Here is a 12,438-nt window from a genome sequence, read left to right as displayed (position 1 = left end):
ATTCCGTGACGCACATGGCGTATCATCATCTTACCTTACATGAACTCGTTATGGTAGAAACGTATTGGAGTATGCGTGTTCCCGTTAGCTGGATCGCTCAGAGAATGCGCCGGGGTAGGCAAACTATTTACCGTGTTATCCACGCTTTCGACCGTGGAATGACTGCACTCGAGTATTACCACGAGTATAAGAAACATCGATATCATTGCGGCAGGAAACGTGTACGGTTACGCGCCCAGTATGTGCACCTGATTACCTGTTTTCTTCATCAGGGATTAAGTTTCGATGTTATCAGTGGCCTGTTCCCGCGTATGTTGCCTTGCTCGTCACGTACCCTGTATCGTTTAGCCCACACAGGCGTCTTCCCCAAGCAGAGTCTGCCATGGAAAGGCAAGCGTCATAAAAACGGGGTTAAAGACAAAGAGGCGGACGCTACACATTTCGTCGTACTCTTATTGATCGAGCGCACGCGTATCCTCGATTTGATACCGAGTTTGGTCATTTTGAAGGATACACTATTGTTGGAGCAAACAATCACAGCTGTGTGCTCACTCTCGCGGAAAGACAAACGAAAGCTATCATCGCGCTCCATACTAATGGGTGTACTGCCAAAGATATCGAAGACACGCTTGACGCGTGGCTATCAAGTCTGCCAAAAAATTTCGTAAAATCTATCACGTTTGATTGTGGTAAAGAATTCGCGAACTGGAAAACCATAGCGAATACGCATGATATTGATATTTTCTTTGCTCACCCCGGGTGTGCGGGACAACGAGGCTTAAACGAGAATAGTAACGGGCTACTACGAGAGACGGACTGTCTAAAGGAATGGACTTCACCACGATAAGCCAAGAACAGTTAAACCGTGTCACACGCTTCCGTAACAATATTCCCCGCAAAAGTCTAAACTATAAAACACCCATCCAAGTCATGACCCAACACATACGAGAAATGTCTCACTTAAAATGACAAATCAGGCCTGACGGCCAGTCAAATCATCCGGAAGACGGTTTGCATACGTGACAATGTCAAGAGTATTTTCATCGCGCTTCATGCCAAGGAAGCCCACTTCAGCGGTAGGAATCAGGCGAGTCATGCCGTCGAGCATACCTAGCCCTGCGCGCAGAATTGGAACAACCATAGGGCGTGGCTTAGAAAGCTTTTTGCCGACCGTTGGAGCTACTGGAGTTTCAATAGGGGCGTCCTCAACAGTGAGATCTCGCGTAGCTTCATAGGCTTCCAGAGTTACAAGTTCATAAACGAGTTCGCGGAAAGTGTTTGATGGAGTGTTCTTATCACGCAGAACGGTGAGCTTGTGATCAACCAATGGGTGATCCAAAACAGTCAAATGCATAGTCATAGTTTCAGCATAGTCTTAAGGGTATGAATTCGCCATATTACGAAGCCATGGGCGTGGCTCTTGAAAATGCTAGGAAATCCGCGGATTTTGACGAGATTCCAGTGGGGGCTGTGGTGCTGAATTCTGAAGGAGCTGTGCTCGCTGCTGAGCGCAATCATCGCGAAGAAAAGGCAGACCCTTTTTCTCATGCTGAAATTGAAGTTATGCGTGAAGCTGCGCGAGTGAGAGAGTCATGGAATTTTGAGGACTGCACTCTCGTTGTCACCATGGAGCCGTGCCCCATGTGTGCTGGAGCAATTGTGAGCGCGCATATGGGGCGAGTGGTTTTTGGCGCGTGGGATGAGAAAATGGGGGCTCTGGGATCTGTTTGGGATATTGCTCGAGACCCACATGTGGGTTTTCGTCCTGAAGTATTTGGCGGCGTGCGTGCTGATGAGTGCGCGGAAATACTAAGAGAGTTCTTTGAGGAGAAAAGACAGTGAGGTGTGGCGGAGCTGAACTGAGAATTACTGGTCGAGGCTGTCAGTGATTTTTCTGCCACAACAATATGAAATCTGCGATTCCAAAAACGACAATATATTTCACAGCATTGAGAAGTAAAGCTTTAACAGACATCGTGCCAAGAAAGAAGTCTGAAACATCAAAAGCAAAAAGCAGAAGTCCGATAATGAGAAATTGCACAGTAGGGTGCTTCTTAAAGAAATCACGCATATTCGTTCCTCGATTGCGTTATATTGTTGTGTTTTAAGCGTTGCAGTTCATATTTTACTCAGGATTGAGGGGCTAAGGAATTTTCTTCAACTTTTGCATTGATTGAATTCGTACTTTCGCAGATACCTCCTTGTCCCAAGAAAAAGCTAGGATTGAGCCATGGTAAGGCTCCCTGCGATTTCTTTGGTTTTGCCCTCGCCGCTGCCTGCAAGAGCGCAGCCTTTGCAGCGGAAAGAAATGAGTTTCCTATGACTGCCCTCAGCAAGAATTTTTTCAAGAAAGCAACTCCATTCCTTTTCATTCTTCTTTTCTGCAGTGTGGATATCGCAGTTTTCTGGCTGACTGTTATTCCTCACTCTCCTCAGTTGAGAGTCTTGCAGATTATTCTCGCGCTCGCCTCTCTTGCCGGAAGCATGCTGAGCATAAAATATCCTAAAGGAAGCATAGTCTGTCTTAGTATTTTTGCTGCAATTGCTTGGATTGCGCAGCTTACAGCAGATCCGTTCCTTATGGTTTCTCTTGCTGTTTTCCATTGTGCTGAACGTTCGGGAAAGAAACTGATTCCGCGTGCATTCCTCATGACAATCATTCTTGTTTTTGCTGCTGCAATGGGAGTGAAAGCGTCTAATAATCTTTCTCTCGTGCGCAATACTTTGCTGAGTATTGGAGCGGTAACTCTTGCGTGGTTTTTAGGGGTGCGCACGCAGCGCATCAAGCGTGATTCGCAGAATGAAGCTCGTATGCAGGAACAGGCTCGGCTAAGCAGAGAAATTCATGATGTGCTTTCTTACTCTTTGGGGACAATAGGAGTGCAGGCAGGGGTGAGCGCGCATGTTGAAAATATTTTGCCTGAGCAATTACGCCAAACTTTGCAGGGAATTCAAGCAACTGCGAATGATGGAATTGCACAGTTAAGGCAGCTGCTCGAAAAGCAGAATCGGCAGAATCCTCAAAATCATAGTGTGACTCCTCACTTCGATCTATCCGGTAAAATTGCTGAGCTTCAGCAAACATGCGAAAAATCTGGGCTTCGCATGGATTTCCAAGTTTCTGGTAATCAGGACGTTCTTGACTCTTTAGACGTTTCAATCCAATCAACGATTTACAGCATTATTCGCGAAACAGTTACCAATACGCTCACACATGCTCAAGCACATACAATTTTTGCAGCCATAGATGTCACTGGCTCTCACGTTCGACTTCATATTGCCGATGATGGCCGAGGAAAGGCAGCACATATCCAGTTTGGCCATGGGTTAACCGGCATTCAGGAACGTGTGCGTCTGCTGGGTGGTACACTCAAAATTACGGATGCGTCACAGCATGGAGTTGCCGTTGATGTAGAAATACCTGCTCAGAGTGGAGAGAGTTAAATGCCGTCATCTTCTCAAACTCACGTGCTCATCGCTGATGATAATCCTGCAATTCGCGCATCTCTTACAGCGCTTATTTCCAGTCAAGAGGACATGGATGTGGTTGCGGAAGCCGCAGATGGCAGTGAGGCAGTTGACTTAGCGCTTTCTCACCGTCCTGAAGTAATTCTGATGGATGTGCAGATGCCCATTCTTTCCGGTCTTGATGCTGCCCGGATGCTTATGAAATCTTCTGCGCCGCCAAAAATAATCATGCTTACAGTTTTTGATTTTGACGAGTACGTGTATGACGCACTTCATGCTGGAGCAACCGGTTTTCTATTAAAAAATAGTTCGCCAGCAACTATTCTCGATGCTGTTCGGTCGTGTTCGTTTGATGCTTCGCTCCTTTCTCCGCGCATTACTCAGCGGCTTATTGAAAAACTTGCTCCACGCAAACCGGATGCGCTGGTGAATTCTTTGACGAAAAGAGAAAAAGAAACGCTTATTCTCATAGGAAAAGGCATGACTAACGCTGAGCTTGCTCAGGAACTCTTCATCACGGAAACTTCTGCCCGTACATACGTTAGCCGGATTATGGCGAAACTCAATATCAGCAGCCGTGCGCAGCTCGTTATTTTTGCGTATGAGAATGGATTAGTCTAATCGCCCGCAAATTTGTCAACATCTGCAGACTGTTTTTCTGCTTTTGCTCAGCAATACTGAGAGACACAGTAACAACAATGTTGATGAAAGCGGGTGCGCATGCGTTTTATTCGGTGCTTCTTGTCTGAGATTTCGAAGCTTCTTACTGTGCGCGGATTTTTATACGCGCTTGTGGGGCTCATCGGCATAATCATTGCAGGGGTCTATGGTTTTAGCGTTGCTGCGCGACATGGGGTTATTGATTCTTCCTCAGCTTTTACAATGCCGCTTTATTATGGGCAGGCAGCTGTTATTCTCTTGGGCTGCTGGCTTCTCATTGAGGAAACGGACGGCGGATGTTTGCGCACTACTTTCCTTGCTGTTCCTAGTCGGACAAACGTTGTTTGTGCAAAAACCGCTGTGGCTTTCCTCGTTTCGTTTGACGTCTCGACCGTGACCATAGTGCTTTCTTACTGTGCGCGAATGCTTGCATTGAATCAAGCTATTTCATTTCGTTCACTTGCTGGGCACATCCTTTACTGGACGATTCTAGGCACATTTGCTTTTTCGCTCTCTGCAGTACTGCGCAATGGAACAGTATCTTTGGGAATCATACTCGGCACTGCATTTTTACTTTCGGCTTTTCTGAGAGCGTACCTTCCTGCGGCGCGGTATCTTCCAGACCAATTAGGCACTGTGCTGTGCTCTCCATCGTCGACTCAGTCCAGTTTTATTGAGGCTCTAGGAGCGCTTGTTTTATGGGAAATCAGTGCTTTTATTGGCAGCTTGGTATCCGCACAAACATGGGAGGTGGGCAGCTAACTTCGCGTGAAAAACACTTTTACAACCATTCACACAATCACTCATACAAAACCGACAATCGCAGACGAAAGGAGAAAACATGAATTCTGCGGCTATAACCGTGCATGACCTCAGCAAAAAATATGGAGAAAAAAGAGCTGTGTCACACATCAGTTTTGAAGTTTATTCTGGGAAAGTTACCGGACTGCTCGGTCCGAACGGAGCTGGGAAGTCTACAACTATTCGCACAATTTTAGGGTTGGATAAGCCCAACGAGGGCTTTGCGCTGGTTGATGGTGTTCCCTACTCATCTTTGATACGACCACTAACCGTTGTGGGAGTGCAGTTTGACGGAGCTGGAGCTCACAAGAGCCGGACTGCGTACAACCATTTGCAGTGGCTGGCGTTATCAAACGGAATTGATTCGTCCCGTATTCGCACTGTTTTAGATTTAGTAGGACTAACAAGTGCAGCACACAAACCAGTGGGAACCTTCTCTCTCGGAATGCAGCAAAGACTGGGAATCGCAGCTGCTTTGCTGGGGAATCCGAAGATTGTCATACTTGATGAACCAATGAATGGTTTGGATGCTGAGGGAATCCGATGGATAAGAATTTTGCTGAAAAAATTAGCAGAACAGGGTAAAGCCGTGCTCGTGTCCAGTCATCTTATGGATCAGATGGAGATGGTAGCTGACGAGCTCATTGTTATCGCACAGGGGCGAGTTATTAAAACCGGCACTGTGCAGGAACTGCTTAAAGAGTATACGAATCTTGAGGAAGCGTATTTCCACTGGGTGGAGTCGAAGAACGAATATGTATCTCTTGCGTTGGAAGATCCAGAAGGTTCAGAAGAGCCGCATAGTGGTGGAAGGAGCGAGCGATGACGAAGACGCAAAATAGCAGGAACCATTTTTACTCGAGTGAATTGCTGAAATACATAACCATCCCCGCCATACGCAATACCTGCATTCTTGCGTTCTGCGCTTGTGTGGCGCTGGTCGCCGTCTCGGTTCCTCAGGTTAGAGATGCCATGCTTGTGCACAGCTCTATTCTTGCGCCGGGAGTTGAGCCAGAAACAGTCGGTTTGGAAGCTGCCGGGCTAGGGCTGATTGCGCCAGTTATTTTAGGAGTTCTCGCTGCTGGTCAGGAATACTCAAACGCTCAACTGAAGATTTCGCTGACCGCTGTGCCTAGGCGATGGAGGTTATTTACAGCCAAGTGCATAACTCTTACCATGCTGACATTTGTGCTTGCAGCGGTTACAATTCCGGCGACCAGTGTTATTGCTCAATACTTATTAGGGAGTTTAAGCGTTATCAAAACTGGGATTCCGGCATCACTGATTCTCAGGTGGGTTGGTGCTTCCTGCCTGTGGATAGCTACTGCACTTATTAGTTTTGCTCTCACGATAATGATGAAACAGACGGTTTTCCCTCTGTTCATTATGATTATTACATCGCAGCTTACTCTCGTATTGATTCATCTCATACCCATTGCAAAGTATCTTCCATTTTCGGCAGGCGTGCAGCTCTATGATCCATTGAGTATTACTGCTGAGACTCCTGGTGCTGCTCTGAGTATGCCAGTCGCAGTGATTACGCTTGCGCTGTGGGTCATTGTTTCACTGGGAATCGCCGCGTATCTTTTCCACAGGAGAGACATACAAGCCTAAATAGGCAGTTTTGTAGTGAAATTTTCCTGATTTGTCATTTTAAGTGAGACATTTCTCGTATGTGTTGGGTCATGACTTGGATGGGTGTTTTATAGTTTAGACTTTTGCGGGGAATATTGTTACGGAAGCGTGTGACACGGTTTAACTGTTCTTGGCTTATCGTGGTGAAGTCCATTCCTTTAGACAGTCCGTCTCTCGTAGTAGCCCGTTACTATTCTCGTTTAAGCCTCGTTGTCCCGCACACCCGGGGTGAGCAAAGAAAATATCAATATCATGCGTATTCGCTATGGTTTTCCAGTTCGCGAATTCTTTACCACAATCAAACGTGATAGATTTTACGAAATTTTTTGGCAGACTTGATAGCCACGCGTCAAGCGTGTCTTCGATATCTTTGGCAGTACACCCATTAGTATGGAGCGCGATGATAGCTTTCGTTTGTCTTTCCGCGAGAGTGAGCACACAGCTGTGATTGTTTGCTCCAACAATAGTGTATCCTTCAAAATGACCAAACTCGGTATCAAATCGAGGATACGCGTGCGCTCGATCAATAAGAGTACGACGAAATGTGTAGCGTCCGCCTCTTTGTCTTTAACCCCGTTTTTATGACGCTTGCCTTTCCATGGCAGACTCTGCTTGGGGAAGACGCCTGTGTGGGCTAAACGATACAGGGTACGTGACGAGCAAGGCAACATACGCGGGAACAGGCCACTGATAACATCGAAACTTAATCCCTGATGAAGAAAACAGGTAATCAGGTGCACATACTGGGCGCGTAACCGTACACGTTTCCTGCCGCAATGATATCGATGTTTCTTATACTCGTGGTAATACTCGAGTGCAGTCATTCCACGGTCGAAAGCGTGGATAACACGGTAAATAGTTTGCCTACCCCGGCGCATTCTCTGAGCGATCCAGCTAACGGGAACACGCATACTCCAATACGTTTCTACCATAACGAGTTCATGTAAGGTAAGATGATGATACGCCATGTGCGTCACGGAATCCTTTCGAATCAAAAATCGCATTTTATTCGACCCTAACACACATGGTCTTTGACTCACCTAAAATAACAAATCAGGCATATAAATAAACAAAATAATAAAAATAACCACTGAAATCCAGAGCCAGGGAAGACTCTGTGTATTTCTATAAAGCTCACCCGATACGAAAAAAGCGCAGGCTATGGGAAGGCCTTTAAGAAGAAAATTTTGTATATCTTTCATTATGTGCTCCAATAAATCGAGCTATTACTAGCTATTACCAGCCTAGATGGTTTCTTGATAGGAAGTGAGCTCAAATCACCAATTGGGTGACAAAAAGATCGATAGAAGAGAATTTTATGAAATTTATTCTTTTGTACCCAAAGAACAACAGCTTGAGCGCGGTTATGCGCGCCTAGCTTTGAAAAACTGCGCTTTGCAAGCGTCTTGACAGTATTTATGGATATAGCAAACTTATCCGCTATTTCCTGTGTGCTGAGGCCATGGCAATATGCATCCATAATTTGACTCTCACGAGCGGTCAGTGTTTCAACCTGCAATTTTGCAAAAGCCTTCTGCGGAGTGACAAAGCAGGAATTATCAACCATCGGATCGTTGTTTTCCCAAGGTTTCCCCAGACTTACAATATTTAATGCTGAAATAATTTCATGAATATTTCTTTTGGAGACTATACCCTGTGCTCCATAGGATGCAGCGGTATGCGCATATTCTTTAAGTGGAAATGAGGTCATGGCTACTATACCTACTGAAGAATTACATTGGCGAATATGATGGATAACCTCTACCCCGGTCATATCATTAAGCTGCATATCTATCAGTAATGCATCAGGAACAGTTGACGGGTCCCTCATCAATGAGATCGCTTTTCTCCCAAGAAAAGTCGTCCAGACTAGTGAAATTTGAGGTGATAATTGCTGCAGATAACTTGCCAGTTCTACTCTCTAGATGAAGGTAGAGATGAGATTTGGAGCAAAGTATATGGGTTATTGTAAAAATATTTGATGTTATACTTAATATTAAAACGGTATCAGCAAAGAAAAAATCATGAGTACTAAAAAGAATGAGTATACGTTTTTTCAAAACCTGCAGTGGGTATACCAGCAAACAAAAGATGTTAGTCCTATGCTTTGTTGGATGCCGCTCATCCAAATTCTACTTACGCTTGCTTTAACTGCAGCAACAGTTCTTTCCCCAACCTTTGTTGTATTTTTGCTGGAAAATAATCAGAGTTTTTCTCCTTCTTTGCTTTGGTTAGTAGTATTGGGCATTGCTGTAGGGACGCTTGGTCTTTCTCAATCTTTAATGCATAACTTTAGATATTGGGCGGCACTTAAGGTTCGGCTTAAGATGGATGTTCTGTCAGGACTTGCCGGTGTGCATATGCCTTATGAGCAGACTCTTTCTCACCAATGGAAATTAGAGCGGGCAAATGCAGGTTGGTATGTATATACCGATGACGGTGGTGCTATTGATTCTTTTATTCCGCAGTTAGCAGATTTCTTGGGATCAGCTGTAACAATTGCTGTTCTCACAGCTGTGTCTGTTCTAATTTCTCCCTGGTGCAGCATAACAATTGTAACGTGTTGCTTAATATCAGCGGTTTTAATAGTTGGTATGAGCCGTTGGCGAAGAACAATGCAGGATTCCCTTGAAGAAGTTTGGACACAATATTATTACTGGGAGAGTGTCTCGTTCGATACAAGATATTCTCAAGATATTCGACTCTTTGATGTGCAAAAATATACTGCAGGTAAAATTCAAGAATGTTTGCATAAAAGTGTGGAAGTCGATGAGAAAATTACTAATCGTAAAATATGTATCGATGCAATTATCAAGATCATAGACTTTATTAGGAATTTGATAATTCTTGGCTTTGCTGTATCGGCAGTATTCGACGGACGAATAGATTTGGCATATTTCATTTTCTTTTTTTTCTTCGATAACTGTGCTCAATTCTTTACTTATTTCGGCTAGTGATAGTTTCATCGCTCTTGCAAATGCGCATCATGATCTTTTAAGAGGTAGAGATTTTCTTGATTCTGCTAGAAAAGCTGCTAAAAAGCAATGTAAGGGGGAAGCAGCAATAGAGGCCCCTCCAGTTATTGAATTGAACAATGTGTCTTTTTCTTACTCTCAATCGTCGACCGCAACGCTGCATGATATTAATTTGGCGATACGACCTGGAGAACAGATTGCCTTAGTTGGAGAGAATGGAGCTGGAAAAACAACTTTAGCTTTGGTAATCCTTGGATTATTAGAGGCAAATCAGGGAGAAATTTTATATAACGGAAGCCCTAAACATTTTTTCTCGAGGGATGAAATAGCGAAATTTTTTGCTCCAATGTTTCAAGAGAATTTTGTTTTTGCTGATTCATTGCAAAGGAACATAAGTATTTCCCCTTGCACAAAACCCGAAGATAAGGAAAGATACAAGGAGGTAATCAAGCAAGTTGGTCTAGATGAGCATGTTTCTAGTCTTTCTCTGGGGGATCAGACACCGTTAACGCATTATATTAGTGATAAGGGGGTGGAACTTTCAGGAGGACAGCTCGAGAGACTGATGCTGGCTAGAGCATTGTACCGGCAAGCTCCTGTAATACTGCTGGATGAACCAACTGCTGCTCTCGATGCTATTGCAGAAGGCTCATTCTATGATTTGGTTTCGCACCGTCTTCAAGGTAAAACTGTCCTTTTTATCTCTCATCGACTTGCCTCAACTCAATTTGCTGATCGGATAGTCTTTCTTAAAAATGGGAGAATTATTGCCCTAGGTAGTCATACTGAACTTATGAATACTTGCTCGGAATATCGGGAACTATATCTTATACAGAGCAAATATTATCGGACAGGGGAGGCAGAAGCCACCGAAGAAAATTATTACAGGGAAACGGGTACAAATAGGGAGAAGCAAAAATGAAGCAAGGGCAGATGAATACAAAGCTGCGTTCTTATATGAAGACTGCTGAGCATCTAAGTCCTCATGTTATTCTGCTCCAAGCTGGGAGTGCCATCCTGACGGCAGGTAGTGAAGCTATTTCGGCAACTTTTATAGGTAAGATGGTATCCGTACTATCAGAGGCCAACCATCATCTTGTTTGGTGGACTTTAGATATTTTCCTTGGGCTTATGCTAATTCTTGGGGTGTGCTCTTCCATGGTTAGTTCGGTAGCGAAGATGCGAACTCAACAAATTAATCTCAGGGCGCAAACGGCTCTCTCAGAACGGATGGTAATGTGTGAGTATAAATATACTATTGATCCTAAAATAAGAAAGCTATATAGTTCGGCTAAAGCCGGTCTGGAGTTTACAGGCGGCTTGCAAGGGCTAATCGAACAAGTTTTCGCACATGGAGTCTCTCTTATCTCTACTCTCGTCTTTTCAGGCAGTGCAGCAGTGTTCACTCTTTCTCGGCCAAGTCAGTCACGAGGAATCGGTAGCTTAAGCTCTAGTCCTCTGTATTATTCGATAATTATAGTAATACTGATTGTTCCTCTCATATCTGCCTGGTATTTTTCGAAAAAAGGTGGTGAGATCAAAAAAGAATTTTTCTCAGCAAATATCAAATATAATCGTAAATTTGATTATTATACCTCTGTATTGTTTAGAAATGAAGCGGCTGCCCGAGTTCTGAGAACTTATGATGAAGATGACACGATGATGCTGGAAGCTCAGAAAACTCTGATAAATGGAGCGAAGCGCAACGGGAATCTTCAAATAAAAGCAAACTTTATTGTAGGACTTTCTGGAGTGATAGGCAGCGAGAGTATTGGTATTCTTTATGTTTTAGTCGCGTTGAAGACATTTACAGGTGCAATCTCTATCGGGCAAGTTGTCTCTTGTGTGGGCTATTTGGAACTTTTAATTACAGCGCTCATGGGTATGCTGAGTGCGTGGGGGAGCAGGCAGGCATCGTTAATGGCGATGGATCAGTATATAGAATTTATGAGAATGACAGCTCCAGAGACAAATCTTATGCACCAGCGTTCTCAGTCTTCGAACGATTCTAGAGAGAAAAAACTGCATGCATTTAATGTGCAGCTGTCAGCTATTCCTTCTGTAGAGTGTCGACATATAACCTATAGGTATCCTGGCGCTGCTCAGTCTTCTGTTAAGGATGTCAGTTTTACCCTTCATCCTGGAGAGCGACTTGCTATTGTAGGGGAAAATGGTAGTGGAAAGACGACTTTAGTTAAACTGTTGATAGGGCTTCTTTCGCCAAAATCAGGAGAAATACTGCTGGATAACACAAACGCTGCAACTATAGACAAAAATCAATACTTTCATTACTTTGCTCCGGTTTTCCAAAATTTTTCACTTTTTGGAACCTCTATTAAAGATAATATTATTGAGTCGCAACCTTGGAATGAGGAAAAATTCCATCATGCTCTTTCGGCTGCAGGTATCAAAGACCAGGGAGATTCTATGAAACTTGGTGCTGATACTCCAATATCTAAAGAACTTGATACGCATGGTGTCAACCTCTCCGGTGGCGAAAGACAAAAAATTGCAATCGCCCGGGCAATTTATAAAGATTCCCCCATTATGATCTTGGATGAGCCTACTGCTGCCCTTGACCCCAGGTCTGAGGCAGCTGTTTTTACTTCTTTCAATACTTTAATCAAGAATAAATCAGCTATTTATATCTCGCATAGAATGAGTTCTACCAAGTTTTGCGATAGGATTCTGGTAATGGATCACGGGTCCATTGCTGAAGTTGGGACGCATGGTGAGCTAATGAATCGGAATGGCATCTATGCTCGACTTTTTAAAGAGCAGGCTGTACTCTATGAACTGGACTCTATGAATAAAAGCTAGTGTGAGAGTTAGCGGACGGTAGGCCCGATTTATCAGAAACGAGGAACAGAAGGGCGAGAAATTCAATAGGTGCGTTTGG

At 44.1% G+C, this 12,438-nt stretch carries 11 protein-coding genes and 3 pseudogenes; 10 read left to right on the top strand and 4 right to left on the bottom strand.

Going from position 1 to position 12,438, the window contains the following annotated elements; all coding sequences use genetic code 11:
* Nucleotides 1-14: 14 nt before the first annotated feature.
* A pseudogene (locus SCIP_RS06905) lies at nucleotides 15-969 on the top strand (IS30 family transposase).
* A 10-nt stretch (nucleotides 970-979) separates the two neighbouring features.
* Here the strand turns inward: SCIP_RS06905 and upp are convergent.
* Nucleotides 980-1,354 (bottom strand): annotated as a pseudogene (gene upp / locus SCIP_RS06900) (uracil phosphoribosyltransferase); the annotation flags it as partial.
* Between the two features lie 29 nt (nucleotides 1,355-1,383).
* Between upp and SCIP_RS06895 the strand changes: the two are divergent.
* Nucleotides 1,384-1,842: a nucleoside deaminase gene (locus SCIP_RS06895; RefSeq protein WP_006293416.1), complete on the top strand. Its 459-nt coding sequence runs from the start codon at nucleotides 1,384-1,386 to the stop codon at nucleotides 1,840-1,842.
* 40 nt (nucleotides 1,843-1,882) lie between these two features.
* On the opposite strand, the gene SCIP_RS06890 is transcribed toward SCIP_RS06895, so the two are convergent.
* Complete coding sequence (locus SCIP_RS06890; RefSeq protein ID WP_040591241.1) at nucleotides 1,883-2,071, bottom strand: hypothetical protein; 189 nt, start codon at nucleotides 2,069-2,071, stop codon at nucleotides 1,883-1,885.
* Between the two features lie 152 nt (nucleotides 2,072-2,223).
* Here SCIP_RS06890 and SCIP_RS06885 point away from each other — a divergent pair, with 152 nt between their 5' ends.
* From SCIP_RS06885 to SCIP_RS06865, 5 genes are all read left to right on the top strand, one after another.
* Nucleotides 2,224-3,444, top strand: a complete 1,221-nt coding sequence (locus SCIP_RS06885; protein WP_040591246.1) for a sensor histidine kinase — start codon at nucleotides 2,224-2,226, stop codon at nucleotides 3,442-3,444.
* Entirely contained in the window at nucleotides 3,445-4,089 is a 645-nt protein-coding gene (locus SCIP_RS06880; protein WP_006293418.1) for a response regulator, read from the top strand.
* Nucleotides 4,090-4,236: 147 nt separating this feature from the next.
* On the top strand, nucleotides 4,237-4,890 hold the full coding sequence (locus tag SCIP_RS06875; RefSeq protein ID WP_155810238.1) for a hypothetical protein: 654 nt from the start codon (nucleotides 4,237-4,239) through the stop codon (nucleotides 4,888-4,890).
* 79 nt (nucleotides 4,891-4,969) lie between these two features.
* Nucleotides 4,970-5,755 carry an ABC transporter ATP-binding protein gene (locus tag SCIP_RS06870; protein ID WP_006293420.1) on the top strand — a complete coding sequence of 262 codons (786 nt, stop codon included), beginning with the start codon at nucleotides 4,970-4,972 and terminating at the stop codon, nucleotides 5,753-5,755.
* Entirely contained in the window at nucleotides 5,752-6,543 is a 792-nt protein-coding gene (locus SCIP_RS06865) for an ABC-2 family transporter permease (protein WP_006293421.1), read from the top strand. Before SCIP_RS06870 ends, SCIP_RS06865 begins: the two co-directional genes overlap by 4 nt.
* Nucleotides 6,544-6,577: 34 nt before the next feature.
* On the opposite strand, the pseudogene SCIP_RS06860 reads toward SCIP_RS06865, so the two are convergent.
* Together SCIP_RS06860 and SCIP_RS06855 are read right to left on the bottom strand one after the other, a co-directional pair.
* Nucleotides 6,578-7,532, bottom strand: a pseudogene (locus tag SCIP_RS06860) (IS30 family transposase).
* A gap of 233 nt (nucleotides 7,533-7,765) precedes the next feature.
* Nucleotides 7,766-8,443 (bottom strand): response regulator transcription factor, encoded by a 678-nt coding sequence (locus SCIP_RS06855; protein WP_258190540.1) that lies wholly within the window; start codon nucleotides 8,441-8,443, stop codon nucleotides 7,766-7,768.
* Between the two features lie 145 nt (nucleotides 8,444-8,588).
* On the opposite strand from SCIP_RS06855, the gene SCIP_RS06850 reads away from it, so the two are divergent.
* Genes SCIP_RS06850 through SCIP_RS07585 form a run of 3 tightly spaced genes read left to right on the top strand, consistent with a single transcriptional unit; the run spans nucleotide 8,589 to nucleotide 12,359 of the window.
* Entirely contained in the window at nucleotides 8,589-9,518 is a 930-nt protein-coding gene (locus SCIP_RS06850; protein WP_006293424.1) for an ABC transporter ATP-binding protein, read from the top strand.
* Nucleotides 9,490-10,461 (top strand): ATP-binding cassette domain-containing protein, encoded by a 972-nt coding sequence (locus tag SCIP_RS06845; RefSeq protein ID WP_006293425.1) that lies wholly within the window; start codon nucleotides 9,490-9,492, stop codon nucleotides 10,459-10,461. Before SCIP_RS06850 ends, SCIP_RS06845 begins: the two co-directional genes overlap by 29 nt.
* Nucleotides 10,458-12,359 carry an ABC transporter ATP-binding protein gene (locus tag SCIP_RS07585; protein ID WP_053068000.1) on the top strand — a complete coding sequence of 634 codons (1,902 nt, stop codon included), beginning with the start codon at nucleotides 10,458-10,460 and terminating at the stop codon, nucleotides 12,357-12,359. Before SCIP_RS06845 ends, SCIP_RS07585 begins: the two co-directional genes overlap by 4 nt.
* Nucleotides 12,360-12,438 lie beyond the last annotated feature (79 nt).

This window comes from Scardovia inopinata JCM 12537 (genome assembly GCF_001042695.1).
Taxonomy (GTDB): domain Bacteria; phylum Actinomycetota; class Actinomycetes; order Actinomycetales; family Bifidobacteriaceae; genus Scardovia; species Scardovia inopinata.
The sequence above is the reverse complement of the archived record's forward strand: the minus strand, read 5'-3'. Positions and strand labels throughout refer to the sequence as shown.